This window comes from Pedobacter sp. AC402 (genome assembly GCF_979252805.1).
The window spans coordinates 275,256-299,198 of the sequence record NZ_CEEDAI010000009.1; the positions used below are offsets into that span (position 1 = coordinate 275,256).

General features: G+C 40.8%; 35 protein-coding genes. 22 read left to right on the forward strand and 13 right to left on the reverse strand.

All coding sequences use genetic code 11. The annotated features are described in order from the left end of the window. Positions 1–249 precede the first annotated feature (249 nt). Positions 250–1,347 (forward strand): zinc-dependent alcohol dehydrogenase, encoded by a 1,098-nt coding sequence (locus AC0IWE_RS11630; RefSeq protein WP_471793196.1) that lies wholly within the window; start codon positions 250–252, stop codon positions 1,345–1,347. Positions 1,348–1,351: 4 nt separating this feature from the next. Further along, positions 1,352–1,834 carry a hypothetical protein gene (locus AC0IWE_RS11635; RefSeq protein WP_463493328.1) on the forward strand — a complete coding sequence of 161 codons (483 nt, stop codon included), beginning with the start codon at positions 1,352–1,354 and terminating at the stop codon, positions 1,832–1,834. Between the two features lie 107 nt (positions 1,835–1,941). Here AC0IWE_RS11635 and AC0IWE_RS11640 read toward each other — a convergent pair whose 3' ends face one another. The 4 genes from AC0IWE_RS11640 to AC0IWE_RS11655 form a co-directional block, all read right to left on the reverse strand. Then, positions 1,942–2,148, reverse strand: a complete 207-nt coding sequence (locus tag AC0IWE_RS11640; protein ID WP_471793197.1) for a hypothetical protein — start codon at positions 2,146–2,148, stop codon at positions 1,942–1,944. A gap of 55 nt (positions 2,149–2,203) precedes the next feature. After that, on the reverse strand, positions 2,204–2,422 hold the full coding sequence (locus tag AC0IWE_RS11645; protein ID WP_471793198.1) for a hypothetical protein: 219 nt from the start codon (positions 2,420–2,422) through the stop codon (positions 2,204–2,206). Between the two features lie 159 nt (positions 2,423–2,581). Beyond that, a complete protein-coding gene (locus tag AC0IWE_RS11650) occupies positions 2,582–2,848 on the reverse strand; it encodes a hypothetical protein (RefSeq protein WP_471793199.1) in 267 nt (88 codons plus the stop codon). Positions 2,849–2,945: 97 nt separating this feature from the next. Further along, the gene (locus AC0IWE_RS11655; RefSeq protein WP_055903307.1) at positions 2,946–3,176 is read right to left on the reverse strand and encodes a hypothetical protein; all 231 of its coding nucleotides are present in this window, start codon (positions 3,174–3,176) and stop codon (positions 2,946–2,948) included. Positions 3,177–3,532: 356 nt separating this feature from the next. On the opposite strand from AC0IWE_RS11655, the gene AC0IWE_RS11660 reads away from it, so the two are divergent. Beyond that, entirely contained in the window at positions 3,533–3,742 is a 210-nt protein-coding gene (locus AC0IWE_RS11660) for a hypothetical protein (protein WP_471793200.1), read from the forward strand. Between the two features lie 70 nt (positions 3,743–3,812). On the opposite strand, the gene glgX is transcribed toward AC0IWE_RS11660, so the two are convergent. Beyond that, positions 3,813–5,930: a glycogen debranching protein GlgX gene (glgX, locus tag AC0IWE_RS11665; RefSeq protein ID WP_471793201.1), complete on the reverse strand. Its 2,118-nt coding sequence runs from the start codon at positions 5,928–5,930 to the stop codon at positions 3,813–3,815. Between the two features lie 256 nt (positions 5,931–6,186). Between glgX and AC0IWE_RS11670 the strand changes: the two genes are divergently transcribed. The 3 genes from AC0IWE_RS11670 to AC0IWE_RS11680 all read left to right on the forward strand — a co-directional run bounded on the left by AC0IWE_RS11670 (position 6,187) and on the right by AC0IWE_RS11680 (position 7,737). Next, entirely contained in the window at positions 6,187–6,438 is a 252-nt protein-coding gene (locus tag AC0IWE_RS11670) for a hypothetical protein (RefSeq protein ID WP_471793202.1), read from the forward strand. 486 nt (positions 6,439–6,924) lie between these two features. Continuing rightward, positions 6,925–7,248 carry a hypothetical protein gene (locus tag AC0IWE_RS11675; RefSeq protein WP_471793203.1) on the forward strand — a complete coding sequence of 108 codons (324 nt, stop codon included), beginning with the start codon at positions 6,925–6,927 and terminating at the stop codon, positions 7,246–7,248. Between the two features lie 9 nt (positions 7,249–7,257). After that, positions 7,258–7,737 carry a DUF4385 domain-containing protein gene (locus AC0IWE_RS11680; protein WP_471793204.1) on the forward strand — a complete coding sequence of 160 codons (480 nt, stop codon included), beginning with the start codon at positions 7,258–7,260 and terminating at the stop codon, positions 7,735–7,737. A gap of 141 nt (positions 7,738–7,878) precedes the next feature. Here AC0IWE_RS11680 and AC0IWE_RS11685 read toward each other — a convergent pair whose 3' ends face one another. Further along, positions 7,879–8,166: a hypothetical protein gene (locus AC0IWE_RS11685; RefSeq protein WP_463493312.1), complete on the reverse strand. Its 288-nt coding sequence runs from the start codon at positions 8,164–8,166 to the stop codon at positions 7,879–7,881. Positions 8,167–8,238: 72 nt separating this feature from the next. Beyond that, positions 8,239–8,421 carry a hypothetical protein gene (locus AC0IWE_RS11690; protein WP_055904749.1) on the reverse strand — a complete coding sequence of 61 codons (183 nt, stop codon included), beginning with the start codon at positions 8,419–8,421 and terminating at the stop codon, positions 8,239–8,241. Between the two features lie 196 nt (positions 8,422–8,617). Between AC0IWE_RS11690 and AC0IWE_RS11695 the strand changes: the two genes are divergently transcribed. Genes AC0IWE_RS11695 through AC0IWE_RS11710 form a run of 4 tightly spaced genes read left to right on the forward strand, consistent with a single transcriptional unit; the run spans position 8,618 to position 10,597 of the window. After that, entirely contained in the window at positions 8,618–8,749 is a 132-nt protein-coding gene (locus tag AC0IWE_RS11695) for a hypothetical protein (RefSeq protein WP_471793205.1), read from the forward strand. A 7-nt stretch (positions 8,750–8,756) separates the two neighbouring features. Then, positions 8,757–9,503 carry a type 1 glutamine amidotransferase domain-containing protein gene (locus tag AC0IWE_RS11700; RefSeq protein ID WP_471793206.1) on the forward strand — a complete coding sequence of 249 codons (747 nt, stop codon included), beginning with the start codon at positions 8,757–8,759 and terminating at the stop codon, positions 9,501–9,503. A 25-nt stretch (positions 9,504–9,528) separates the two neighbouring features. Continuing rightward, entirely contained in the window at positions 9,529–9,726 is a 198-nt protein-coding gene (locus AC0IWE_RS11705) for a hypothetical protein (RefSeq protein ID WP_471793207.1), read from the forward strand. Between the two features lie 58 nt (positions 9,727–9,784). Continuing rightward, the gene (locus tag AC0IWE_RS11710) at positions 9,785–10,597 is read left to right on the forward strand and encodes an inorganic diphosphatase (RefSeq protein WP_471793208.1); all 813 of its coding nucleotides are present in this window, start codon (positions 9,785–9,787) and stop codon (positions 10,595–10,597) included. 797 nt (positions 10,598–11,394) lie between these two features. On the opposite strand, the gene AC0IWE_RS11715 is transcribed toward AC0IWE_RS11710, so the two are convergent. Both AC0IWE_RS11715 and AC0IWE_RS11720 read right to left on the reverse strand, forming a co-directional pair. After that, positions 11,395–12,639: a Y-family DNA polymerase gene (locus AC0IWE_RS11715; protein WP_471793209.1), complete on the reverse strand. Its 1,245-nt coding sequence runs from the start codon at positions 12,637–12,639 to the stop codon at positions 11,395–11,397. Then, positions 12,623–13,051, reverse strand: coding sequence for a LexA family protein (locus AC0IWE_RS11720; RefSeq protein ID WP_471793210.1), 429 nt, complete (start codon positions 13,049–13,051; stop codon positions 12,623–12,625). Before AC0IWE_RS11720 ends, AC0IWE_RS11715 begins: the two co-directional genes overlap by 17 nt. A 172-nt stretch (positions 13,052–13,223) precedes the next feature. Between AC0IWE_RS11720 and AC0IWE_RS11725 the strand changes: the two genes are divergently transcribed. The 3 genes from AC0IWE_RS11725 (at position 13,224) to AC0IWE_RS11735 (ending at position 14,264) form a co-directional block, all read left to right on the forward strand. Then, entirely contained in the window at positions 13,224–13,463 is a 240-nt protein-coding gene (locus tag AC0IWE_RS11725; RefSeq protein ID WP_055904767.1) for a hypothetical protein, read from the forward strand. 27 nt (positions 13,464–13,490) lie between these two features. Beyond that, positions 13,491–13,919: a hypothetical protein gene (locus AC0IWE_RS11730; RefSeq protein WP_471793211.1), complete on the forward strand. Its 429-nt coding sequence runs from the start codon at positions 13,491–13,493 to the stop codon at positions 13,917–13,919. 63 nt (positions 13,920–13,982) lie between these two features. After that, positions 13,983–14,264 (forward strand): hypothetical protein, encoded by a 282-nt coding sequence (locus AC0IWE_RS11735; protein WP_055904773.1) that lies wholly within the window; start codon positions 13,983–13,985, stop codon positions 14,262–14,264. Between the two features lie 88 nt (positions 14,265–14,352). Here AC0IWE_RS11735 and AC0IWE_RS11740 read toward each other — a convergent pair whose 3' ends face one another. Next, positions 14,353–14,613 carry a hypothetical protein gene (locus tag AC0IWE_RS11740; protein ID WP_471793212.1) on the reverse strand — a complete coding sequence of 87 codons (261 nt, stop codon included), beginning with the start codon at positions 14,611–14,613 and terminating at the stop codon, positions 14,353–14,355. A gap of 386 nt (positions 14,614–14,999) precedes the next feature. Between AC0IWE_RS11740 and AC0IWE_RS11745 the strand changes: the two genes are divergently transcribed. From AC0IWE_RS11745 to AC0IWE_RS11780, 8 genes are all read left to right on the forward strand, one after another. Next, complete coding sequence (locus tag AC0IWE_RS11745; RefSeq protein WP_471793213.1) at positions 15,000–15,419, forward strand: RNA polymerase sigma factor; 420 nt, start codon at positions 15,000–15,002, stop codon at positions 15,417–15,419. Positions 15,420–15,774: 355 nt separating this feature from the next. Continuing rightward, the gene (locus tag AC0IWE_RS11750) at positions 15,775–16,245 is read left to right on the forward strand and encodes a (2Fe-2S)-binding protein (protein ID WP_471793214.1); all 471 of its coding nucleotides are present in this window, start codon (positions 15,775–15,777) and stop codon (positions 16,243–16,245) included. Beyond that, a complete protein-coding gene (locus tag AC0IWE_RS11755; protein ID WP_471793215.1) occupies positions 16,238–17,257 on the forward strand; it encodes an FAD binding domain-containing protein in 1,020 nt (339 codons plus the stop codon). Before AC0IWE_RS11750 ends, AC0IWE_RS11755 begins: the two co-directional genes overlap by 8 nt. 27 nt (positions 17,258–17,284) lie before the next feature. Next, entirely contained in the window at positions 17,285–19,522 is a 2,238-nt protein-coding gene (locus tag AC0IWE_RS11760) for a xanthine dehydrogenase family protein molybdopterin-binding subunit (protein ID WP_471793216.1), read from the forward strand. Positions 19,523–19,716: 194 nt separating this feature from the next. Continuing rightward, positions 19,717–20,235, forward strand: a complete 519-nt coding sequence (locus AC0IWE_RS11765; RefSeq protein WP_471793217.1) for an SDR family NAD(P)-dependent oxidoreductase — start codon at positions 19,717–19,719, stop codon at positions 20,233–20,235. Next, complete coding sequence (locus AC0IWE_RS11770) at positions 20,172–20,693, forward strand: SDR family NAD(P)-dependent oxidoreductase (protein WP_471793218.1); 522 nt, start codon at positions 20,172–20,174, stop codon at positions 20,691–20,693. The genes AC0IWE_RS11765 and AC0IWE_RS11770 overlap by 64 nt, the downstream gene beginning before the upstream one ends. Before the next feature lie 3 nt (positions 20,694–20,696). Beyond that, positions 20,697–21,293, forward strand: coding sequence for an arylesterase (locus AC0IWE_RS11775; RefSeq protein WP_471793219.1), 597 nt, complete (start codon positions 20,697–20,699; stop codon positions 21,291–21,293). 17 nt (positions 21,294–21,310) lie between these two features. Next, positions 21,311–21,784 (forward strand): hypothetical protein, encoded by a 474-nt coding sequence (locus tag AC0IWE_RS11780; protein ID WP_471793220.1) that lies wholly within the window; start codon positions 21,311–21,313, stop codon positions 21,782–21,784. A gap of 16 nt (positions 21,785–21,800) precedes the next feature. On the opposite strand, the gene AC0IWE_RS11785 is transcribed toward AC0IWE_RS11780, so the two are convergent. The 3 genes from AC0IWE_RS11785 to AC0IWE_RS11795 all read right to left on the reverse strand — a co-directional run bounded on the left by AC0IWE_RS11785 (position 21,801) and on the right by AC0IWE_RS11795 (position 23,250). Beyond that, on the reverse strand, positions 21,801–22,115 hold the full coding sequence (locus AC0IWE_RS11785; protein ID WP_471793221.1) for a hypothetical protein: 315 nt from the start codon (positions 22,113–22,115) through the stop codon (positions 21,801–21,803). 174 nt (positions 22,116–22,289) lie between these two features. Beyond that, positions 22,290–22,709 (reverse strand): hypothetical protein, encoded by a 420-nt coding sequence (locus AC0IWE_RS11790; RefSeq protein ID WP_471793222.1) that lies wholly within the window; start codon positions 22,707–22,709, stop codon positions 22,290–22,292. Positions 22,710–22,890: 181 nt separating this feature from the next. Beyond that, the gene (locus AC0IWE_RS11795; RefSeq protein WP_055904797.1) at positions 22,891–23,250 is read right to left on the reverse strand and encodes a response regulator; all 360 of its coding nucleotides are present in this window, start codon (positions 23,248–23,250) and stop codon (positions 22,891–22,893) included. Between the two features lie 242 nt (positions 23,251–23,492). On the opposite strand from AC0IWE_RS11795, the gene AC0IWE_RS11800 reads away from it, so the two are divergent. Further along, a complete protein-coding gene (locus AC0IWE_RS11800) occupies positions 23,493–23,870 on the forward strand; it encodes a hypothetical protein (RefSeq protein WP_471793223.1) in 378 nt (125 codons plus the stop codon). The last annotated feature ends 73 nt before the right edge of the window (positions 23,871–23,943 follow it).

The window sequence follows — 23,943 nt, forward strand, 5'->3', positions numbered from 1 at the left end:
AACATCCCTCACCTTTAAATAAGCAGATTTGAATAATCATTGTCTTATTTAGCAAGCAATCTCAATAATTTCAAACCTGTTGCTAAAAACCAATGTTCTAATTAAGTAACACAATACTTTTTCTCAATTAACCCCTTAAAATGGTGTAGTAACCAACAGAAAATTATCATTTACTTAAATTAAATTTTAAAATTATGTTAGCAATGAACTACCGCGGCCCTTACCGGGTACGTACCGTTCGAGCGGCCAATGCCTGAAATCCTTCATCCGGAAGATGCGATTGTACGGGTTACAAGGACTTGCATCTGTGGCTCAGATCTTCATCTTTACCATGGCATGGTACCCGATACACGCATAGGCTCTACTTTTGGGCACGAATTTACCGGTATAATAGAAGAAGTTGGCCCTTTAGTAACCAATGTCAAAGTTGGCGATCAGGTATTGGTACCTTTTAATATTGCCTGCGGAAAATGTAATTTCTGCAAGCAGGGCCTTTACGGAAACTGCCACGAATCCAATACCATGGCCACCGCTGTGGGGGGTATTTTTGGTTACTCGCACACTGCCGGTGGCTTTGATGGCGGGCAGGCAGAATATGTAAGGGTGCCCTATGCAAATGTTGGCCCAACTGTAATTCCTCCTGATATGGACCCTGATGATGCAGTGTTGTTAACAGATGTGGTTCCAACAGGTTACCAGGCAGCAGAAATGGGCGGCATAAAAGAAGGCGATACAGTTGTGGTTTTCGGCGCAGGCCCAATAGGCATTATGGCTGCAAGGTGCGCATGGTTTTTTGGTCCTTCAAGAGTAATCATTATCGACCATGTAGACTACCGCCTCGATTTTGCAAAAAATTATGCAAAGTGCGAAGCTTACAACTTTAAATCAATGGCCGATCCTGTTGTTTTCCTTAAAAAAATTACTGATTGGTATGGAGCTGATGTATGTATTGATTGTGTAGGCTGCGAAGCAGAAGGAAATACGCTACAAACCTTTACTGGTAAAGTAACTTTAATGCAAGCCGGAACAGCAACTGCGCTGCAATGGGCAATAAACTCAGTTAAAAAAGGAGGAATTGTATCTGTAGTTGGCGTTTATGGCCCACCATTTAATTATGTTCCAATTGGCAACATCCTTAATAAAGGAATTACGCTGAGGGCAAACCAGGCATCGGTTAAAAGGCTTTTGCCACGCTTGATCGATCATGTTCAATCTGGAAGGCTTAACCCTAAAGGCCTGATTACCCATAGAGTGCCGCTCGAAGAAATTTCGGAAGCTTACCGGATTTTCTCATCCAAGTTAGATGAATGTATTAAAACTGTACTTATCCCATCAACTAAACCTTAATGTTATGAACAATCAAAATCAAGATTACAAAAATATTCCGGGATGGGGAATGGATATCGATCCAGATAACGAACCCACCTATCCCATTAAAAACTACACCGGAGACGACCATAACCGGAGCAATTACGAAAAATCAGCGCAGCAGCCTATAACCGTTGAGCTGTTAAAATCTACTGAGCGGCCTCAGCCCAGCGTAGTATTCGGAACCTCCGCACCGCCATCAGGACTAAGCGGAGCAATACGCAGGTATGCTTTTAAGCACAGTGAAGACAGGTACCGCCACTGGATACCCTTAATTTTAGCCGATCGTGTAAACGCCTGGGAAGGGATTATTGATGACTTTAAAAAAGGTACAATTCCTAATATTATTAAAGAGAGGGGCTGGAAATCAGAATTCAGGCATAACCCTGTAGGTATGATCGGCAAGGTAGCACTTGCCCTCACCGTAGGTACACTGGTAATAAATCATTTTTGCAAAAGAAAATAAAAAAAGAACCTGCCTTGGTATTAAGTACCAGGGCAGGTTCAATTTATTCACAGTTATCAATTTACTTTGTTTTACAATTGCTTCAATTGCAATAAAGGCATTATATATTACTCCCCATCACGCGGGCCTGGGTAAGCACCAGGATCAGTACCGTGCTGCTCTTCCTCATCTATGTCTTCAGCCGAACGGTTGTTTTGCAATTCTTTTATGGCATCATCTTGTCCTGCCCCTTTTATTATATCTTCTGAAGGTGGCCTTACAGGTGTAAGTGATTCGTTTTCTGATGCCTGTTTTAAATCATTACTATTTTCCATAATCTTATTTATTTATTGGGCTGCATACCTGGTTTGCAACCAATTGAAACCTTGGTTAATTCTTATGCGGAGGGCTCTCCATTATTGTACTATCTTCAGTTGTTCCCTTCATGCTTTTTGCACTACCATCAGCTCCAAAAGAATCAAGCCTGCTGCTATCCTGAGCAGTAGAATCAGCACCTGTTGATTTGCTGTTCTTTTCTGTCTGATCAGAGTGGCAGCCCGCACTGGCCATCAATGCAGCCGTTACTAAAGCAAAAATATATTTTCTCATAAACTTTAAATTAAAACAAAATGAATCTTTTAATACCTCTCGATTAAATTTTGAGCCGGGATACATTACATCACAATAACGTCAGCAAGGCAATATTTGCTTTGCTGACGTAATGTTGCCCGACTCAAATCAGCCGGTTTTGGTAACCTTCAGGCCTGGTTAACCCAACCCGGGATTTCCTGTGCCTTCATCGATGTCGAGTTCACTCGCATCAGATTCCTCATCTTCCAGCGTGTTATCAGTACCTTCTGTATTTTCTAAATCATCTGATGATTCATCTGGAGATTGTTCGTTACCAGATTGTGCCCCAAGCGTACCGCTTTCCTGGGTATCATCATTGCCAATGTCCTGTACGGCATTCTGTTCTGTGCCACCGTCTTGTCCAATTTCTATTTCTTCCGGGGTTGATTGATTTTCCTGTACCATTTTCTTATCATTTAAGGTCAAAATTTACGCCAGTGCTTTGGTAAAAAGGGGATAACGCCAGTTGCTGTAACTGTACACAACCCGCAACCCATCACTTCTATTGTTGTGCCTGCTGTGTGCCTGCACTTCCATGCTTGGTAGTATCAGTAGTTGTGGTATCAGTGCTTGTGCTTGTAGTGGTGCTATCCTGCATAGGATCGGTAGCACTCATAGAGCTCATTGAAGTATCATTAGCACTAGAATCGCTGCCTGATGAGCGTTTTTCTGAATTGCAGGCCATTAATACTGAAATTAATGCAGCTGCCACGAATAATATTTGCTTTTTCATATCTGATAAATTGTTTTAATAAAAATCCTTTACCCAATCAAAAAGTTTTGTTTTAAAGGGCAATGCTGCCAAAACAGGGGTTAACCGCAGGCTTGCCGGGGTATTTATCCCCATTAAATCAGGTAAAAGAAACATCAGGTACATGCTAATACCCCTCCCATTAAACAATTGCCTAAAATTTGGCGGTATAGTAAACTTACAACATCAAAAAAGATTGACTTACATTGATTTATTTAAGATTACTACCATTATGAGCGGTGATTTACAACATTTAATAAAGAATAAACACGGTTAATAAGTTGCTGCAAAACGATGGCTAAAGCATAAGTGTTTTTAGTAGAAAAGGCTTTATTATTTTGTATTTAAGATGCCAACAAAATGTTTTCCCCAGGTTTAATGAACACCTTACCGGTAACATTTCGCATAAATACCAGTTAAAAATGCCACCCAAGGCTGCTGATACAACCGGATCTATTTACAAACCCATGGATGAAGGGCGCGGAGTGGATGATGGTGTAAATGAGCGTTTAAAAGAAAACAAGAAATTAAGAAAGCACAAAGATTAAACACACTGTATTTGTTTAAGCTTATTTGCTCAAAATAGATTTCCTCACTTATTTAACATTCAAGGCAGATTTATTCTGCCCTGAATATTAATATACTATTTTCTTCTACAGGTACAGTTTCTTCAGCTGCGTACCTCGGCTTTAATGTTTTGGTATCCCCTGTCGAAATTACCAGCTCCCAACTCTTGCTAAACCGGCTTTCAGGAAGCTTAAATTCTGAAGTAGCAAAACCTGCATTAAAAATAAGGAGGAAATGATAATCAGAAACCTCGTTCCCATGTTCATCCGTTCCCTGAATTCCTTCGCCATGCAGAAAAATGCCCAGGCACTTCTGGTGTTCATCATTCCATTTCTGCTCATCCATAAATTTGCCATTACCGGCAAACCAGGCTACATCTAAAAGCCCGTCAGAATCTATCCGGTCGCCAACAATCCATTCCCTCCTTCTCAGGCTCGGATGCTGAAGCCTTAATGCGATTAACTTGCGGGTAAAGGCTACCAGCTCAGCATCCATATTAGCCCAGTTTAACCACGAAATTTCATTGTCCTGGCAATAGGCATTGTTATTTCCTTTCTGCGTTTTGCCCATTTCATCTCCGGCAGTAATCATTGGTACGCCCTGAGAGAGTAAAAGTGTAGCCAAAAAATTCCGCTTCTGTTTATCCCGGAGGTAATTGATCTGCACATCGGCTGTAACACCTTCTGCCCCACAATTCCACGAATGGTTATGCTGTTCGCCATCCTGGTTATCTTCGCCATTGGCCTCGTTATGCTTTTCATTATAACTCACCAGGTCATTCAGTGTAAAGCCATCGTGTGCAGTAATAAAATTTATACTGGCCGTTGGCCTTCGATACTCCTGCATGTATAAATCAGGGCTACCCATAAAGCGCTCGGCAAACGCACCAACCATGCCCTCGTCTCCTTTCCAAAACCTGCGCATGGTATCGCGGTATTTTCCGTTCCATTCGGCCCAGCCCGGCGGAAATTTACCTACCTGGTATCCCCCTTCACCAACATCCCAGGGCTCAGCAATCAGTTTTACCTGCGAAATAACAGGGTCTTGGTGGATGATATCAAAAAAAGCTCCCAGCCTGTCCACCTCATGCAGCCCCCTGGCCAGTGTTGATGCCAAATCGAACCGGAAACCATCTACATGCATTTCCTTTACCCAGTAGCGAAGGCTATCCATAATAAACCTCAACACCGAAGGCATCCTGGTATTAAGCGTGTTTCCAGTACCCGTATAATCGGTATAATAGCGTTTATTGTCTTGCTCCAACCGGTAATAACTCTCATTGTCAATCCCTTTAAAAGAAAGTGTTGGCCCTAGCTCGTTTCCTTCGGCAGTATGGTTATAAACTACATCCAATAGTACTTCAAGCCCGTTTCTATGCAGTTCTTTTACCATATCCCTAAATTCATTTACCTGCCCCCCCCGGCCATCTGATGAGCTGTATTTTTCGTGGGGAGCAAAAAACCCGATGGTATTGTATCCCCAGTAGTTACTCAGGCCACGGTCTTGCAAATGCCCGTCGGATATAAACTCATGTACCGGCATCAGCTCAACTGCGGTAATACCTAGCGATTTTAAATATTTTATGCTTTCCGGATGTGCAATGCCAGCAAAAGTACCACGCAGCTCTTCGGGGATTAATGGATTGAGCTCACTAAAGCCCTTAACATGCAACTCATAAATAACCGTTTGATGGTAAGAAATGTCGGGAGGAGTATCATCTTCCCAATCATAAGCCAGGTTTACCACTACCGATCGGGGTACATAGGCTGCACTATCAAGGTCAGAAAAACCAAGGTCCTTATCTTCTCCATCAATATCATATCCAAATACCGCTTTGTTCCAGGTTAAGCCGCAGCAAATGGCCTTGGCATATGGATCGATCAGCAACTTATTCGGGTTAAACCGTTTTCCTTCGGCAGGGAGGTAAGGTCCGTGCACGCGGTAGCCATAAAGCTGGCCGGGCAAAACCTCATTTACAAAGCAATGAAAAACATGGTGGTCGCGGTCTACAAGCTCTATCCTTCCCGTTTCGTTGCCATCATTATCATATAAACAAAGTTCAACCTTTTCTGCACTCTCGGCAAAAAGCGAAAAATTAGTACCCTTGCCCGTCCAGGTAGCACCCAGAGGAAATGGTTTTCCAGGTTTGATTGAATATTTATTTTCCATAAGCCAATATCTTTAGCTTAAACACCTTACTTTTCGGCCCGGTTTTGCCGCATTTGCCTTTTTATTAAAAACCGTAACTGTGTCGGGTATTTATACTGGAATATAAAAATGCTTGCTCTTATGCTAAACGGAACCGATAGACAGAAAAAATAAACCATTTAGATTTTGAAAGTGTTGCTGAGATATAACCAATAGCTTAAGCATAATGCCATTTATGTTTAAGCTGATAATAAGGGATATAAAAACAGTAGTTGATATGAAAATTTGGGAGAGCATAATTATAGAGTCTATCAGGGGCGAGCGGGTTCTGGTGCTGCTTTGCCAAAGCTTATCAGAGCAAGAACGTCTCCATCAGTACCTTATGATCGACGCTTTTGAATTTAAAAAGAAAATTGCCGAAAGCAAACCCGAAATAGATTTCCTTTCTACAGGCCAGCTGGATGATAATGGGGATATTAAATGGAGAGATGATTTGATCGACTTACCCAAATGGTACGATTTAAACTGAGGGAAATTTAAATACCATAAGAAAAGCGTGTTTATTTATGCTCAACATGTACTGCTTGTTACTTGTATCTCCGAAAGTAGTTAAAATGTTATTATATTGATGTTTGATTTTGTGGTCGATTTGTGGTCTGTGTCCCCACGGAGGACTTTACTAACTCAAGTTTTGTGGTCTGTGGGGACACAGACCACGGAGTGCTTTACATAGGGACACAGATTACGGTGCGATTTTATACTTCAACCTTGTGGTGTGTAGGGTCACAGACCATGGAGTGATTTGCATAGGGACACAGATTACGGAGAGATTTAATACTTCAACCTTGTGGTCTGTGGAGACACAGACCATGGGGTGCTTTTACATGGGGACACAGACCACGGAGTGGGAGCAATTCACTACTATGCACTTACAGCTAATTTACCCAAGCAAGCTGCCCAAAACCAAACTTTAGCCTTTCTTAAATGTTAAATATTAAAACTAATTAATGGAGTTATGACAGAAGAACAAAAAACCGAAGCGATAAAATTAGTAAAACAAGGCCTTGAAACCATCCAGGCCCGTGAGTATAGAGAAATTGCCGAGATTCCTACAGAAGGCAAACAAAACTTCGAAGTAAAGTACAGCTTTGTTAACGAAGGCGTAGAAGGCATTTTTAATATTACCGGGGATGGAACTGAAGGAGCAGGTGCAGTCACTTTAATGAGCGAGTTTACAGATGATCCGCTTAATTCAATTTCTGATTTAACCAAAGAGCAGGTGAACACTGATTTAAGAAGTGCACAGGAGTTTGTGAATAAAAATTTAAACATGGCATAACCAGCAACCGTGGATAAGCCGAGCTACCTGAACTTCGACATTGCAAAATACGCGTGGAAGCCGGATATAGATTACAGCAAACACCCCGAAATGTATCGGATTGGCAAGGGCGAACAGGGCGTTTTAATCTGTGAGCCCTATAAATCGGAAATCGGGCAGTTTTGGCGATTTAAAACACCCGAAATTGCGCTAAAAAGTAGTGAAAAGATTTATGCACTTTTTATAAAATACCTCAAAGCAAATGATTTTGTGGGTGCAGATATGGCCCGCAAATACCTCCAAATGGGTTATACCCGGGCACGGCGGTATGCAAATTATAAAGGAGGTAAGAAGTACGATAAAGATAACGGCTATATAGCGCTTGATCGTGGTACCGGAGATGAAAATAAAGCTATATCGGCCTCCATATTTTGGGAAAAATGGAAACAGGCAGAGGCAAATGAAAAATATGCCAGTCAGAAAAAACATTGGAAAAAAGAAATAGGTTAACTATCGGTTAACCTATTTTAAACAGTTCAATTATTTGTAAATCACTCCAGAATGTAATGCCTTTATATGATTTATTTAGCAATGAGCTATCCCAATTCAAGTAATTCAATAGTTCTTATCAAATAAGATTTGCTGCATAAACTAAGGCAAACTTTCTTCATCATCACTATCTTCTTTACTCACCGAATTGGGCATGTTACCTGCAGTTCCGCTGTTTCCTTTTTCCCAATCGGCCCTTGCTTCTTCCGAGCCGAAATCTCCTTCGCCTACTTCTCTGCTTAAAAATCCGGCCTCACTTTTAACCCGGTTCTTTTCATGATTTTCATTACTTCTAAATCTTGGTACCTGGTTATCGGGCATGTTAGTGCGTTCTGCGCTGTTTTCAGCATTCTTATCGCCCAGGTTGTTATTTTTTTCTTCAGTTCCCATTATGGTGATCCTTTAAAATTGTACAAATTAAATAGTGTTAAACCTTTAGATAATGGAACAGCCATTAATCAGTTAAGTATTTCCGCCGGCATTGCCTGCAAGGTCTCCGCCAACATCTTCCTCATCGTCTGTTTCACCTGTTAGGCCACGTTGTACTTCGTTATCATCAACTTCCTTTTCCTCATTCGGACTTATTTGCGACTGACCGTTGCTGTCTTCAGCATCTGTGTCTCTTGGTTCAATGTTATCGTTCATAATCGTTTTTCTTAATAAAACACGTAAAAAGGCGATAAGGTTTAAACATTTAAACCAATATTAAATAATAGCGCATTAAACAGATGTGTATTGCCAACAACCAGATCTTTTTATGCGGTTAAGTATTTCTTTTCAGCTTTGGCGAACCATTGCTTGCTTAAACTTGTTATCTCTTTGTATTAAAAATCTTAAAAACATGAAAGATCCAAAAGAACAGGAAGAAGAAAATGTAGATCAGCAAACTGATAATACACAAGATTCGAATTGGGATGAACACCAGCGCGTTGATGAAGAAGGTAATGAACTTGATCCTGAAGACATAAAATAAGCAACTTATGAAAAAGATATTAATGGTGATGACCTCTCATCGCGACATGCAAAATACTGATGATAAAACCGGAGTTTGGCTTGGCGAATTTACCGATCCATATTACGAATTTATCGATGCAGGCTACCAGGTAGATCTGTTTAGCCCTAAAGGTGGCCGGCCACCGGTAGACCCTATGAGTGAACTGACAGAAAACATAACCGGATCCAACCGCAGATACCAGGATGATGAAAATGCAAAAAATGCATTTTCGCACACCAGCACCTTAAATCAGATCAGGGTTGAGGATTATGACGCCTTGTTTTATCCTGGTGGCCATGGCCCCCTTTGGGATCTGGCTGTTGATAACAATAGCGGAATCCTGATTCATGACTTTTTAGATGCTGGCAAACCGGTAGCAGCAGTATGCCATGGCCCGGCTGCATTGCTTGGTGCCGAAAACATTCGCCCTGGTTTTTTAAAAGGAAAAAGAATTTCGGCTTTTAGCAATACCGAAGAAACGCTGGTTGGCCGTGGCAATCATGTTCCTTATCTGTTGCAAACAAAACTGGAAACTTTAGGGGCAGAAATTAAAAATAGTTTAGTGCCCTTCCTTTCTCATGTAGAAATTGATGGCTTGTTGATTACCGGGCAGAATCCATTATCTGCAGGGCCTGTTGCTAAGGCACTTATAGAAAAGCTTGCCGAAGTACCGCAAAATCAATCCGCACAAGCACCAGAAACAGTGCTGCCAGAAAGTAGTACCGAAAATTAATTACACCTATAAAAAATCAATAGCAATGGAAAACACGAATGGCAATGCTGGCGAAAAGGAAAATAAGGAAAATATGGGTTTCCCCGAAAACGAGGACGATAAGCGAGAAGTAGGTGAAAAACCCTATGAATCATTACCCTCTGACGGGCCTGTGAGTAAAAGCCGGACACTGGATTCAAAAAATTTGGCTGATACACATACAGCGGAAAATGAGGGCAGTTAGAGACTATCAAAACAGATAATTAATTTTAGGTCGGATAAAATAGACCGCTCCAGGACATATGAAAACTGAAGAGCAGCAGGTAAGGGTAATTATTGAAACACCAAAAGGCAGCAAGCAAAAATTTGATTACGAACCCGAACAGAACATTTACGTACTCAATAAAGTAATGCCTGCCGGAATGGTGTTTCCTTTTGATTTTGGTTTTATCCCAGGCACATTAGGAGAAGATGGCGACCCTTTGGATGTGCTGGTTATTTCTACTTTAGGAACTTTTACGGGCTGCGCGCTAGATTGCAGAATTGTTGGCGCAATTAAAGCTGACCAACGCGAAAAAGATGGCCGCAAAACGGAAAACGACCGGATTATAGCGGTTCCAATTATAGATCAAAATATGGCCAAAATTGAAACCATCCATGATTTGGAGCAAGATTTAATTACACAAATTGGCCAGTTTTTCATCAACTATAACGAATTGGCGGGTAAATCATTTAAAATTAAAGGTTTAACAAGCCCTGCTGCTACCTGGAAACTCATTAGTGACGGGGAAAAGAAAAATAACAGACAGGATACGCTCGTTCAGTTATTTATACCCATAACTGAGAGCAGCATTTTTAACCGTACGTTGCAAAAGCTTCAAAAAAGTTTGACAGAAAAATTTGGAGGACTAAGCCTTTACACCCGCCAACCCATAAAAGGGATCTGGCTGGATGGTAACCAAACCGAATACGATAAGCTAATTGTAATTGAAGTAATGACGGCTCATTTTAATGCCCCCTACTGGAAAGAAATAAAATCGAACCTGGAGAAAACACTTCATCAAAAAGAAATCATCATCAGGCATTATAAAGTAAGCACCTTAAAAGATAGCTAACCCTGACATTCCTATTCAACATCATCGGTAAAATGCTTTTAACTTCTAGTGATGTAAAGATAAGCCCGGTGCCGACCCTCTGAGGGGTGGTTGAGGGTGCAAAAGGTCCGAAGCCGGGGCTAAAAGGCTCGAAGCCGACACTCTGAAGGGTGGTTGAGTGTGCAAAAGGCCCGAAGCCGAGGCTATAAGGCTCGGTGCCGACCCTCGGAGGGGTGGTTAAGGGTGCAAAAGGCTCGAAACCGAGGCTAAAAGGCCCGAAACCGACCCTCAGAGAGGTGGTTGAGGGTGCAAAAGGCTCGAAATCGAGGCTAAAAGGCCCGGTGCCGACACTCGGAGGGGTGGTTAAGGGTGCAAAAGGCCCGAAACCGAGGCTAAAAGGCCACATCGTCCTCGTTTGTAACGAGGATGTACGAGAAAAGCGATTGTATCGCTCTTAAAGGAGTTATTTTCGCATTGCAAATGCGTACCTCTAAAATCCTCGTTACAAACGAGGACTATTTAGCTATCGTCATTGAGAGAAGGCTTTTTCAGCCGACGAAGCAATCTTTATGGCAGAACCGATGTAAGAGTAAAGCGATTTTATCGCGTTTAAAGGAATTATTTTCGCATTGCAAATGCGTACCTCTAAAATCCTCGTTACAAACGAGGACTATTTAGCTATTTAATGTATCGTCATTGCGGGAAGGCTTTTTCAGCCGACGAAGCAATCTTTATAGCAAGAACCGATGTAATAGTAAAGCGATTTTATCGCTCTGCGCTTGCCAATTAAAAATCCCCTACAAAATGGTGAGCCTATTTTAAATCACTTTAATAATATCAGGCCATCGGGTGGTATAACCTTTAGAAAGGTATTCGTGCTTTAACCGCCACTTTTTCTCAAACCCTTCAGTCGCCATTCTAAGCGTTCCCCTGCCATAAGCGAGGTTAAGTTTATCGAGTACGGCAGAAACCTTATCCTTTTTACCACTGTCATGCGCCGCAAAAACATTCAGTTGTAATTCGCTCTCTGGCACAAGTCCGGTGGCAATTACACCAGCTTTTCTATACTTTACACCATCCTTAAAAAGCCGTTGTGCTACCTTAACAGCAATGCTTACCAAATCGGTGGTATTGTTACTCGCCAGCAACAGTTTATGCGTATAACTGGGAAAATGCTGTGGATGGTCTTCCCTGTTTTTATTGGTGTATAAAAAAACCTGTAAATAAAGGCAGCGCAGCTGTTCCCTACGTAATTTCTCGGCCAGTCTGCTGGCATATAAGGTTACAGCCTCAGCTAAAATATCGGGCTGTTCAATGTAATTTCTAAAAGATCGGCTAACGGTAATCCCTTTGGTATTTTCCCTTACCGCATCCAGAGGGATGGCCGGCCTACCCCACAACTCATTCCACATCCGCTGGCCCATAACGGTTAAATGCTGCTTAAACCACATTTCGGGCATTTCCCTGAGTTCGCCTGCGGTGGTAATGCCAAGTTCCTGAAATTTCTTATAATACTGACGGCCTACTCCCCATAAATCACTTACAGGAAAATCTTTTACCGCAGCACTTATTTTCTCATCAGTATCCAACACCATTACCCCACCACTCTTTTTAGAAAGTTTGTTGGCCAGCTTTGCCAGCGTTTTAGTTGGTGCTACGCCAATAGAAACAGGTATACCGGTATTCTGCACTACCGAATTACGTACCATAGGCACATAAGTTTCAAGGTTGCCAATTCCACCAAGCCAACCAAAAGCCTCATCAATGCTGTACACATCAAGCCGTGGAAACCACCTGGCCAGGTTATGCATCACCCGTTCGCTCATGTCGCCATAAAGAACATAATTGCTGGAGAAAACATGGATAGAAAACTTTTTAATCAGGTCTCTCACCAAAAATTCAGGATCACCCATTTTAATGCCACAGGCTTTAGCTTCCTCACTCCTGGCAATTACGCAACCGTCATTATTGCTCAGTACAACAACGGGCTTGCCATTAAGCTCCGGGCGGAAAAGCCGCTCGGCCGAGGCATAAAAATTATTGCAATCACAAAGTGCAAACATCCTTGTACCTCCCCGTTCTTAAAGCCTTTGGCAATACATTTCTGCATACCGAACTCACCACACCCCAAATCTGCAACACCTCTATCTCCGTTTCCCTTACAATATCCGAATCGTTTTTAAGAAAAAAACCCTGCTTATCTTTCAACAACAGGCGGCAGTTAAAAAAACCTGCTACAAAGGCAATCACAAATGCACCTTCAATGGGTTTTAAAGATCGGTCGATCACTAAAATATCTCCATCACATATTCCATAACCGGCCATGGTATTGCCCTGCATCTGAAAATAAAAGGTAGCATGAGGATCGATCACTATTTTTTCGGTAATATCAAGCCTACCCTCCAAATAATCTGCAGCTGGCGATTGAAACCCCGAAATCTTCTGCTCTGCTCTTTTCTCAAACGTCCTGATCATAACCAATTAACTCTTATTAAGGACAAAATTATACTAAAATTTTTAGCATTTATAATCCATCATAAACTAAATTCACAACCTCTCGGAATAATAAACCAACACATATTCAAAACCATTACTGTGTGGCATTTGTATTTAAGATGGTCAGAAAGGCCAGACTAAATATTCGAAAATGGAAAAATTACTTTTATCTGAAACCGCCAAACAGTTTATGGATTATGCGGTAGATACACTTGCTGCAATGGACGGTGCGCCTGAGCATGATGAAGATAAAAAAGCAGAAATAAAGATGCGTTTCGCAAAATTGCGCGAATACCTTAACGTGGTTGAACAATCGTACATCGAAAATACTCCGGCAGATGCTGAGCCACAAGTAGATCCAGCCTATATTGCTGAAGTAGGCCATAGTTAACAATAATACAAATTTAAACACCTGAACATGGGAAAGATAACGAACCTACTGGCCGGCCTTGGAGGTGCGGTGATGCTGAATATCCTTCACGAATCACTTAAAAAGGGGAAAGATATGCCGCGTATCGACCTGTTGGGCGAAGAAGCATTGCAAAAATCTTTAGGTTATTTAGGTACTTCTATTGATGATGATAAAGAATTATACTTAAGTACGCTTGCCGGTGATGTGGCAGGAAACGCAATTTATTATAGTTTAATTGGCGGTAGTTACAGCCTGATATGGCCAAAAGCCATTATATTGGGCCTTGCCGCAGGAGTTGGGGCAGTTAAATTACCTAAGCCAATGGGCCTGCAGCCTGAACCAACCGCAAAAAATGTAAAGGTAAGTGCATTAACCATTGCCTATTACTTAACAGGAGCCATAGTAACTGGAGCAATCCTGAAAACACTTAAATAACAAAAAATTACCTTTTTGCAGGGGCATGAAACTATTTTTAACCCTTTTCCGTTTATCGCTAATATGAGCAATTACACGATTCAGGAACAATTCAATCAATATTTGGACCTTTTAAATAAAATCCACAACATCGGCCATGATATCGATGCATCCATTAACGAGGTAGAGATAAAAGACCTGGAAGCAAAAAGAACTGCTTTTAAACGCAGGCTACAAATGGTGACCAAAAACCTTGTTGATTCATTAAATAAAATGGATAGCAGGTATCCAATTCATAACTATCTTGGCAACCGCACCACCTACCTCTATACCGAAAACAATAAACTGATGTTTGAATACCATTAAAAAGCATAAAAAAAGCTCCGTTAACGGAGCTTTATACATTTATTTTTAGTCTGGTTTGTTTTCTTTCTTAACTAAGTAAGGATAATCGCTATCCTACCGGGTAACAACAGCTATTTTTATCAATTTCTGTTTTAATATCGTTGAAACCTGTTTCCAGCGTTTCAATTGTATGGGATGATTTACCCTGTAATAAATCTACCTTTTCAGTTATTGAATTAAGCTTGATATTTATTACATCAAAACGTTTATTAAAGGACTCAAAGTTTTTATCTATTTTTTCAAAAGCTGATTGAACAGCATTGATAAAAGTATCCAGTTTCTCTTCTAATTTAATTAATCTTTCGTCCATTTTCTATCTTGAGTTCGCTAATAATAATTGGTACAAACTTAATCATTAATTATAAATATCACTAATTATAAAGTATTTACGCTTTCCTCTAGCCTCTTTTGCATTATGATAAACTGAAAAAAGCGGTAATTTATTGATTTACCATCCATTGATTTTTTATTTAATTCTCACTTACAATTTATTTAATTCTTAACTATTCAGTGATTCGCCATCATCACTTTTGTTTTAATAATAGTGCTTAAAGAAAAACAAATAAAATAGCCGATATAATGTTGGTTTAACGCCTTATGAGTGCCATACATTTGGCCGCAGACAAATTGTATTATAAAAGATACAAACCACATAAAAATTTTTATGGTTGATTAAGTACCTAAAAACATTTGTCTATGAAAACAGCCACATTCAGCAGTATGGTTAGTAGCTACGCTGACCATCTCCGCGCACATGCGATGAAATTTACACGAGACCTTGATGATGCCGACGACCTTGTACAGGATACTTTGATCAAAGCACTTCGTTTTAAGGAAAGCTTTGAAAAAGGATCAAACTTTAAGGGTTGGCTATTTGTAATTATGCGCAACACTTATATTAATGATTACCGCAAAAAGGCAAGAAAAAATTCAGTAATAACCACTGAAGAAGAAATCAGCAGCATGCATCTTTACAAAAGTGCTACCACAAACGTAGCAGAGAATAGATTTGCCATGCAGGATATTCAAAATGCATTAAACAATTTACCCGAAGCTTATCGCTTGCCTTTTGTAAGGCATGTAGAAGGTTATAAATACCATGAAATAGCAGATTAACTCGAAATTCCGCTGGGCACCGTTAAAACACATATTCATCAGGCCAGGATGGAGTTGAAAAAACGCCTGAAACAGTATAGAACCGCTGTATAAATTAAGCGTAAAATAGATATTCATACCTTAAATGTCGGTTTAGAAGCTAGGTAGGTATGAATATCTGTTATTAATATATTTTTTTGTTCATATCCCGGTTTTGCTTCTCATAACCAATTCTTAAAAGAACTGATTACCTCCGTTCTAACCATCTCCCATCTCAAAGTTGAGCCCATAAGCTGCATTAATCTTCACGATCTAAAACTTTTTAAACTGCATATTAGTTTTACCAATAGGCATACCAACTTCAAAACATAATTAAATGGCCAAAACTATACTCACAGTAAATGGGATCCGCCATGAACTGGACTTAAGCCCTTGGGTTTCATTACTCGATGCACTTCGCGACCGCTTACTACTTACCGGCACAAAAAAAGGATGCGACCATGGCCAATGCGGCGCATGTACCATTATTTGTGATGACAAAAGGATATTGAGTTGCTTAAGCCTGGCTGTGGCGAAAAACGGATCAGAAATTACCACAATAGAAGGTTTGGGTGATGATGATAATCTCCATCCCCTGCAACAGGCATTTATTGATCACGATGCTTTTCAATGTGGTTACTGCACCCCCGGCCAGATTTGCAGCGCAGTAGGCATGTTAAAAGAAAACCGCGCAACAACCCGCGATGAAGTTAGCGAACTGATGAGCGGCAACCTATGCCGTTGTGGTGCCAATAAAGGAATTATCGATGCAATTATGCAGGTAAAAGACGGAGGCTATTATGAATAATTTCGAATACTTACAGGCCGCTGATGCCGACCAAGCCATTAACCTGCGCGATAAAGATATAAATGCTCAATACCTTGCCGGAGGCACCAACCTTGTTGATTTATGGAAATATAACCTCACCCATCCCGCTGCACTTATTGATATTAACCACATCAGCATAAACAATACCATTACCGAAACCCCTGATGGAGGTGTAAGGCTTGGCGCAGCAGTGAGAAATGCAGATACTGCCTACCATCCTTTAATTGAAGAAAGGTACCCTTTACTATCTAAAGCTATTTTAGCAGGGGCTTCCGCACAAATCAGGAATATGGCCAGTAACGGAGGCAATTTATTGCAGCGCACCCGTTGTTATTATTTTTATGATGATCAGGTACCATGCAATAAACGCATCCCCGGATCAGGCTGCCCTGCAAAAACAGGCTATAACCGCATACATGCAATATTGGGAACGAGCGACAGCTGCATTGCAGTATTCCCTTCAGATATGTGCATAGCACTTTCGGCATTAAACGCCAGGGTAAATGTAACCGGTTTGGATGGCGAACGAAGTATCGATTTTGCTGATTTCCACCGTTTGCCCGGCGATGCTCCTGAGCTGGACAATAATTTAAAAACCGGCGAACTCATCACCTCGATAGATCTCCCTGAAAATGGTTTTAAAGATCACTATTCATACTTAAAACTGCGCGATCGGCATTCTTATGCCTTTGCGTTGGTATCTGTAGCTACTGCACTAAAGCTTGATGGAAAATTGATCACTGAAGCCCGTATTGCCCTGGGCGGTGTTGCACACAAGCCATGGCGGGTTGCTGAAGCCGAAGATTTTTTAATTAATAAAGAGGCCAACCGCGAAAACTTTTCGGCTGCAGCAGAGCTGATTGTACAAGGTGCCAAAGGATATGGCGATAATGATTTTAAAATTGCCCTTGCCAAAAAGGCAATTGTAAGAAACTGTATGATGGCACTTGATCCATCAAGCCAGCAACCCGGCGCACAGCCTTCGGCTTAAACAATACAATCAACTATCGAAAAAACAATGGATAAAGATAAAATCGTTGGTAAGCCGATAAGTCGGCTCGAAGGTAAACTAAAAGTAACCGGTGCTGCCAAATATGCCGCAGAATATGAGGTAGAAAATCTGCTGCATGCTTATGTGGTAAACAGCCCCGTAACCAAAGGTAAAATTAAAAGCATCAACATTGATAACGCAACCGCATTACCTGGCGTAATAACAGTATTATCGCATATAAACAGGCCAAAACTGGCTTGGTTCGATCTCCAGTATGCCGATATGGATGCCCCGCCCGGAACAGTGTTTAAACCTTTTTATAATGATGAAATTTTATATAACGGCCAACCGATTGCACTGGTGGTGGCAGAAGATTTTGAAACCGCACGTTATGCAGCTACACTGGTAGAATTTGATTTTGAAGAAAAACCTTTCGAAACCTTCCTTACCGATCATACAGAGCAGGCACGACCGCCGAAATTTGGGCTGGCCACTGCACTTAAACCACCACCGCCCCCACCTACTGGCAATTTTGAACAAGCCTATCAAAATGCCGCAGTAAAGGTAGAAAGTGAATACCTACATGGCACTGAGCACCACAACCCAATGGAAACGTTTGCCACCACAACGGTGTACGATGGCGAGGGCAAACTCACCATTTACGATAAAACGCAGGGTACCATTAATAACCAGCTTTTTGTAGCCAATGTATTCGGTTTAAAATATAAAAATGTAAGGGTACTTGCGCCTTTTGTTGGTGGCGCGTTCGGTTCGGGTTTACGCCCCCAATACCAGTTGCTTTTATGTGCAATGGCCGCTATCCACTTAAAACGCAATGTGCGCCTGGTGTTAGATCGTAAGCAGATGTTCTTTTTTAGCCACAGACCGCCAACTAAACAAAATCTTAAGTTTGCAACTGATGTTAATGGCAGGCTTACCGCAATGGGCCATACCGCCTTGAGCGAAACCTCCAGTTATGAAGATTATTTTGAATCGGTAGCTTCATGGAGCCATAAGCTTTATCCTGCGCCCAATACGCTGTTTGAGCAAAAGGTTGTTCCACTGGATGTTTGTACCCCTTTAGATATGCGGGCACCCGGCGGCAGTACAGCTTTACATGCCATTGAATGTACCATGGATGAGCTGGCTTATAAACTTAAAATTGATCCGCTCGAACTCAGATTGCTTAATTATTCAGATACCGATCCTTCTGCAAAAAAACCTTATACCAGTAAAGCACTCAGAGCGTGTTACCTGCAAGCCGCAGAACGCTTTGGATGGAAAAACCGGACACCCGAACCAAGAAGCATGACGCGTGGAAATAAACTGGTAGGCTATGGCATGGCCACAGGGATTTGGGATGCTTTGCAGTTCCCATCACGGGTAGAAGCCATGATTAATGCTGAAGGTAAACTGATCCTCAATAATGCAGTAACCGATATCGGCACCGGAACTTTTACGGTAATGACCCAAATTGCAGCGGATGAACTTGGTTTATCCATTGAAGATGTGGATTTCCGTTATGGCGACAGTCAGAAACCTTTTTCTATGTTTCAGGGCGGCTCTGCAATGACTGCCTCAACAGGAGTGGGAATTGTTGTGGCCACTAAAGAACTGAAAAAGAAAATACTTAAGGTAGCCCGGAAGATGGACAATTTTCCTTTTGCCAAAAGTGATGATAAAGATATCGTATTCGAAGGTGGCAGAATTTACCTTAAAGCTGATCCGGGAATATCAATCTCCTTTAAAGAGATTGTTGCTTTTAATAAAGGCCGTAACATAAAAACCACAAATATGGGTAAGCCGCATATGCTGAAACTCAGGAATTACAGTAAGGCCACGCATAGCGCATCGTTTGTAGAGGTAGAAGTAGATATTGAACTAGGAAACGTAACCGTTACCAGGGCCGTTACCGCAGTAGCAGCAGGTAAAATCATCAACCCGAAAACAGCAAAAAGCCAGATATATGGCTCCATGGTATGGGGTATTGGCAAGGCCCTGCACGAAGAAACCATTATGGATAAAAAACTAGGTAAATACATCAATACCAACCTGGGTGAATACCATATTCCTGTTCATGCAGACATTAAAGACATGGATGTAATTTTTGCCGAAGAGAAAGACGAGCTTATTAATGAACTTGGTATTAAGGGGGTTGGAGAAATTGGATTGGTGGGCATGCCCGCAGCCATTTCTAATGCAATTTTCCACGCAACCGGAAAACGCATCAATAGCTTACCGATTCATTTTGATGAACTGATGTAACGTCTAGTTTACTGAATAAGCTTCATAATTCAGTAAAGCGATAACGGAATTTGGGTAAACTTTTGAAATTAGTACTTATTTAATTACAAAGATAAAGTCTATTCAATTCAGGGATTTAAAAAACGCAACCCATTTAATAGTTTAAACATTAGACAAAAAGAAAACATTCCCTGATTTAAGCTGGTTTAAATAATATGAAACAGCAAATTACAGAAACAAGCAGGAGAACGGTAGTTATTACAGGTGCATCTAGCGGTGCAGGAAGTGCAATTGCACTGGCATTTGCTAAAAATGGCGACCGGATCGTAATCGCCTCAAGAAACCTTAAAGCCCTTGAAGAACTGGCAAACGAATGTGCAATTTATAAAACTGAAGTTAAGTGTGTGGTTTGCGATACTTCGGATTACCGATCGGTGATTAACCTTGCCGCAGCAGCAGCTGATATAAACGGTACAATTGATGTTTGGGTTAACAATGCAGGCGTACTCGCCATTGGTGAGTTTGATGTTACCCCGATGGAGGTTAGCGAACAAGTGGTGAAAACAAATCTCCTGGGCTATATGCACGGGGCACATGCTGTGCTTCCATATTTTAAAACCCAAGGCCATGGAATTTTGATAAACAATATATCGATAGGTGGTTTCTTCCTGTGCCTTTTGGCGCAGGTTATTCGGCAGCAAAGTTCGGCCTTCGCGGATTCTCGGCAGCACTAAAAGCAGAGCTGCGCCACCTACCCAATATACGTGTATGCGATGCTTTCCCAGGCTTTTTAGATACCCCAGGCATGCAACATGCAGCCAACTATACCGGAAAAGTACTAAAGCCCGGCCCAATCGTGTATGATCCTAGCAGACTGGCAAATGAGATCGTAAAACTTTCGATAAACCCAATGGCCGAAAAAATGGTTGGAAGTTTTTCTACATTAATGCGTTTTTCACGCACGATTTTACCCGGCCTAACCACAGCAATTGCCGGAAGCGTAATCCGCACCTATTTAAAACACGCCAAAAAAACAGAAACAACAAGTGGCAATGTTTTTAACCCCGTAAATTTTGGAAACTCGGTTTATGGTGGATGGGGAATCCCAGGAAAGCCAAAAGCCCACCGAAAATACATTGCCCTTGGCGCAGCAGTATTGCTATCGGCTTTACTGATAAAAAAGAACGCATAGTAAATGGAGAAAATTGTTTTTTTTGGCAACAGCCTAATCGCTGGCTACGGCCTAAAAGATCCTCAAAGCGAATCCCTGCCTGCATTAATTGATCAGAAGTTAAAACAACAAGGATTCAGTTTCGAAGTGGTGAATGCGGGGCTGAGCGGCGACACTACAGCTGCTGCCTTATTGCGGATAGCGCCGTACCTTATAGGAAACATTGCCATTTTTGTTATTGAACTGGGTGCCAATGATTTTTTAAGGGGCCTATCTCCTACCCTTATTTATAATAACCTACAGACAATACTATCTCGTGTACGGGTTGCACAGCCATTAGCATCCATTCTTATACTGGGCATTGCACTGCCACAATGGGCATATGGGCACAGCAGCGGCTACCAAGGCATTTATGAAAAGCTGGCGAAAGAAAACGGTGTGGCAATAGTACCATCATTTTTAAAAAACGTAGCCGGAAACCGGAGCCTAAATATGCCAGATGGTGTTCATCCTTTAGCCTCAGGATACCGGATTGCAGCAGAAAACATCTGGCCGGAAATTCATACATTAATTCAGGCACGAGCCGATAGAAATAGTCCGCAAAGCAACCAATTGACATGAGTAAAAAGAGCAAGATTATGGAGGCAGAAAAATTTGCAAGTGCCAGAAACCTTGAAACTGCAAATGAATTTGCGCAGGCCATCAAGGCTTATCAATCGGTATTGAAGAAAAACCCCTTGCATACCGGTGCCACATCAAGATTGCTGATTTTATACAGAAAAGAAAAAAATATACAGGCTGAACTTTCGCTGCTAAAAGATTCGATTAAATCGCACGAAAATCATACTGAACAGGAAAAGCGCGAATGGATCAGTGAGCATAAAAAAATTGCCGAAGATTCTCGTCCGCTTGCAAAAATGCTTGGCATGCTTGGTGCTAATGAGCTGCCCAATTACGAGGACGAAATAATACAAAAGTGGCAACGCAGACTAAACGCACTCGAAAAGCGGATAAAAACGAAGGCCATTAAAAAAACAACCGCAAAGCAAACCAAGGCACGAAAAACCCCTGTAAAAGATAAACCTTTAAAAAAAGTTAATCAATCTAAATGATGTGTAATGGTAAAGCTTACCACAATGCCTTTTCTTGTTCCGTTGCAATGCTTTTATAAAGAATATATCCTAACCTGCCGCAGCGTTCTTTAACAAGCATGTCTACATCTGGAGGTACATCACTCATAATTTGATAACGGATTTTATATTTCTGGTTGTAACTCAATTGAATGGTAAGCGAGTGTACGTTTGATCTTTTTGATAAAAGGCCGATAAGGTGATAATCCTGAAGTTCTTTCGCTGCCCTCAGCAACCTGTTGTCCATAATCTTTGCCCATGCTGGCTCCCTACTAAACACTGTCTCTAAAATAGCAACTACACTCACCTTCATCAGGCAAAATTACCATCTTCATTGTCATTTGCAAGTGGGCAAAAGGTAACCTGTTGAAAACGAGAATCATTTTATTTATGCACAAAAGTCACCCTCGTACAATGATTGTACAAGCATATTTAAAGGCCATAACGGCAAATGGATTGTAAAAAACTTAGGGTTAAGCCAGGTTAATTACTTCTTTTTAGTACCGCTGGTTTTCCTTATCGCAGCTACTCCGCCAATGGCGAGAAGAATAATAGAAATTGTTTCGCCTTTATCAAGCGGACAATTATAAAGTGCAGCAATAGTAACATTTGCTCCTGTATTAACCCATGGTATACTGCAGCCACCAGAGTAAGGTGTTGTATAGCTCACCATCGCCTCACAATTACCTGTACCTTGCTTATAGCTGGTTGTTAGGGCGTACATTCTTGCTCCATTATCAGGATCAATCCCTATAAAATCAGTAAAAACACGTTCGGCCCCATTATAGTAAATAATGCAACCGTGAGGATAATCATCTGAAGCGAAAGATTTGGAAATTGACAGAAAAACGAAGAGGATAACACACACCAAAATTTTGGGCATGATACATTGAGGCGAAAATTTCATACTTTTAAAACGATAGATAGACGTAAATAGCATTCCTAAAACATCTATTTCACTTAAAAGTTTTGAATTTTAAATATTATTTTCTATAAAATCGATTTATTATAGCGTATAGTTTGATTCTCGACAATCAAAAAAGCCCACATTTAAAATAAAAGTTGCGTTAAAGAAAATAATGAAGGGTTTATTTCAGTAATTGGTTAATTGTATGCAGTAAAGAACTGTTGAGGAAAGGCTTTCCAATAATAGCATCTGCCGAACAATCTATATAAGCAATCTCATCAAAAGTGAGCCCGGTAAGTAATATAATGGGAATATGAGAGGTAGATGTTTCAGATTTTAATTCATCGCAAACGGTTCGTCCATCAGCAGTATCCAAACGGATATCCATCACAATTAAATCAGGCTTAAAATCATTAACCGATTGTATAATCTGCTCCGCTTTGGCAACCTTATGTGTATTGAAGTGCTCCATCATTAAAAAACAATCAAGTGCCTCAAGCATCAATTCATCATCGTCAATCAGTAAAATTTTATTATTCATAATTTAATCAAATCTGCATAAGCAGGTATACAGAATCTAAATACTTTGCACCAATAAATACCACAACTCATAGCTATAACATGTTAAATTACTACGTTTAAACATTGATTATAACGTGAGCACAGGAAGTATAACAAGATTGTCACAAACATTATTTACACAATTGCATACAAAGCTGTAAATTAAACATATTACTATAGGATAATAAGAAAACTAATTGGAGAAGGAAACAGGCATAAGATATGAGACAATATGACTTTTTTTATTCAGCGCTAAGGATACAGGTACTTTCAGCCTGCAAAATTGAAACCCTTTGCATAACAGATTGCAAGGAAATATCAATAAAAATATTCGCTAAAGACAGGAATTACCTGTCGGAGACTACGATAAAGCGCTTTTTTGGAGTGCTTAGAGATACAGCTGATGCATCGCCATTTGTGCTCGATAGCCTGGCGATATTTACAGGCTATACAGGATGGGAAGATTTTAAACAACAAAACAAGACGAATAAAGTATGCAATGATACAGTTACTGACCCTGAGCAGGTTAAAGCCCGCGAAATGGAGAGGATAATGAAATTACATAAGATAGAATTTCGCAACCCCAAGCATAAGCTTTAATACACACAGAATGAATTTCCTGACTAAAAACATCAACCCTTGATGAAAGATTAAAAAAAATGCTAACCAAAAT

Excerpts from the sequence above, each read along its gene's own strand:
- AC0IWE_RS11725 (WP_055904767.1), top strand. The coding sequence starts at position 13,224 with ATGGAAAAATTACTTTTATCTGAAACCGCCAAACAGTTTATGGATTAT.
- glgX (WP_471793201.1), bottom strand. The coding sequence starts at position 5,930 with ATGGAAAATAAATATTCAATCAAACCTGGAAAACCATTTCCTCTGGGT.
- AC0IWE_RS11695 (WP_471793205.1), top strand. The coding sequence starts at position 8,618 with ATGAAAGATCCAAAAGAACAGGAAGAAGAAAATGTAGATCAGCAAACT.
- AC0IWE_RS11795 (WP_055904797.1), bottom strand. The coding sequence starts at position 23,250 with ATGAATAATAAAATTTTACTGATTGACGATGATGAATTGATGCTTGAG.
- AC0IWE_RS11705 (WP_471793207.1), top strand. The coding sequence starts at position 9,529 with ATGGAAAACACGAATGGCAATGCTGGCGAAAAGGAAAATAAGGAAAAT.
- AC0IWE_RS11720 (WP_471793210.1), bottom strand. The coding sequence starts at position 13,051 with ATGATCAGGACGTTTGAGAAAAGAGCAGAGCAGAAGATTTCGGGGTTT.
- AC0IWE_RS11690 (WP_055904749.1), bottom strand. The coding sequence starts at position 8,421 with ATGAACGATAACATTGAACCAAGAGACACAGATGCTGAAGACAGCAAC.
- AC0IWE_RS11760 (WP_471793216.1), top strand. The coding sequence starts at position 17,285 with ATGGATAAAGATAAAATCGTTGGTAAGCCGATAAGTCGGCTCGAAGGT.
- AC0IWE_RS11790 (WP_471793222.1), bottom strand. The coding sequence starts at position 22,709 with ATGAAATTTTCGCCTCAATGTATCATGCCCAAAATTTTGGTGTGTGTT.
- AC0IWE_RS11775 (WP_471793219.1), top strand. The coding sequence starts at position 20,697 with ATGGAGAAAATTGTTTTTTTTGGCAACAGCCTAATCGCTGGCTACGGC.
- AC0IWE_RS11655 (WP_055903307.1), bottom strand. The coding sequence starts at position 3,176 with ATGAAAAAGCAAATATTATTCGTGGCAGCTGCATTAATTTCAGTATTA.
- AC0IWE_RS11650 (WP_471793199.1), bottom strand. The coding sequence starts at position 2,848 with ATGGTACAGGAAAATCAATCAACCCCGGAAGAAATAGAAATTGGACAA.
- AC0IWE_RS11730 (WP_471793211.1), top strand. The coding sequence starts at position 13,491 with ATGGGAAAGATAACGAACCTACTGGCCGGCCTTGGAGGTGCGGTGATG.
- AC0IWE_RS11645 (WP_471793198.1), bottom strand. The coding sequence starts at position 2,422 with ATGAGAAAATATATTTTTGCTTTAGTAACGGCTGCATTGATGGCCAGT.
- AC0IWE_RS11675 (WP_471793203.1), top strand. The coding sequence starts at position 6,925 with ATGACAGAAGAACAAAAAACCGAAGCGATAAAATTAGTAAAACAAGGC.
- AC0IWE_RS11800 (WP_471793223.1), top strand. The coding sequence starts at position 23,493 with ATGAGACAATATGACTTTTTTTATTCAGCGCTAAGGATACAGGTACTT.
- AC0IWE_RS11785 (WP_471793221.1), bottom strand. The coding sequence starts at position 22,115 with ATGAAGGTGAGTGTAGTTGCTATTTTAGAGACAGTGTTTAGTAGGGAG.
- AC0IWE_RS11740 (WP_471793212.1), bottom strand. The coding sequence starts at position 14,613 with ATGGACGAAAGATTAATTAAATTAGAAGAGAAACTGGATACTTTTATC.
- AC0IWE_RS11755 (WP_471793215.1), top strand. The coding sequence starts at position 16,238 with ATGAATAATTTCGAATACTTACAGGCCGCTGATGCCGACCAAGCCATT.
- AC0IWE_RS11710 (WP_471793208.1), top strand. The coding sequence starts at position 9,785 with ATGAAAACTGAAGAGCAGCAGGTAAGGGTAATTATTGAAACACCAAAA.
- AC0IWE_RS11735 (WP_055904773.1), top strand. The coding sequence starts at position 13,983 with ATGAGCAATTACACGATTCAGGAACAATTCAATCAATATTTGGACCTT.
- AC0IWE_RS11635 (WP_463493328.1), top strand. The coding sequence starts at position 1,352 with ATGAACAATCAAAATCAAGATTACAAAAATATTCCGGGATGGGGAATG.
- AC0IWE_RS11780 (WP_471793220.1), top strand. The coding sequence starts at position 21,311 with ATGGAGGCAGAAAAATTTGCAAGTGCCAGAAACCTTGAAACTGCAAAT.
- AC0IWE_RS11670 (WP_471793202.1), top strand. The coding sequence starts at position 6,187 with ATGAAAATTTGGGAGAGCATAATTATAGAGTCTATCAGGGGCGAGCGG.
- AC0IWE_RS11700 (WP_471793206.1), top strand. The coding sequence starts at position 8,757 with ATGAAAAAGATATTAATGGTGATGACCTCTCATCGCGACATGCAAAAT.
- AC0IWE_RS11765 (WP_471793217.1), top strand. The coding sequence starts at position 19,717 with ATGAAACAGCAAATTACAGAAACAAGCAGGAGAACGGTAGTTATTACA.
- AC0IWE_RS11715 (WP_471793209.1), bottom strand. The coding sequence starts at position 12,639 with ATGTTTGCACTTTGTGATTGCAATAATTTTTATGCCTCGGCCGAGCGG.
- AC0IWE_RS11630 (WP_471793196.1), top strand. The coding sequence starts at position 250 with ATGCCTGAAATCCTTCATCCGGAAGATGCGATTGTACGGGTTACAAGG.
- AC0IWE_RS11640 (WP_471793197.1), bottom strand. The coding sequence starts at position 2,148 with ATGGAAAATAGTAATGATTTAAAACAGGCATCAGAAAACGAATCACTT.
- AC0IWE_RS11750 (WP_471793214.1), top strand. The coding sequence starts at position 15,775 with ATGGCCAAAACTATACTCACAGTAAATGGGATCCGCCATGAACTGGAC.
- AC0IWE_RS11685 (WP_463493312.1), bottom strand. The coding sequence starts at position 8,166 with ATGGGAACTGAAGAAAAAAATAACAACCTGGGCGATAAGAATGCTGAA.
- AC0IWE_RS11745 (WP_471793213.1), top strand. The coding sequence starts at position 15,000 with ATGAAAACAGCCACATTCAGCAGTATGGTTAGTAGCTACGCTGACCAT.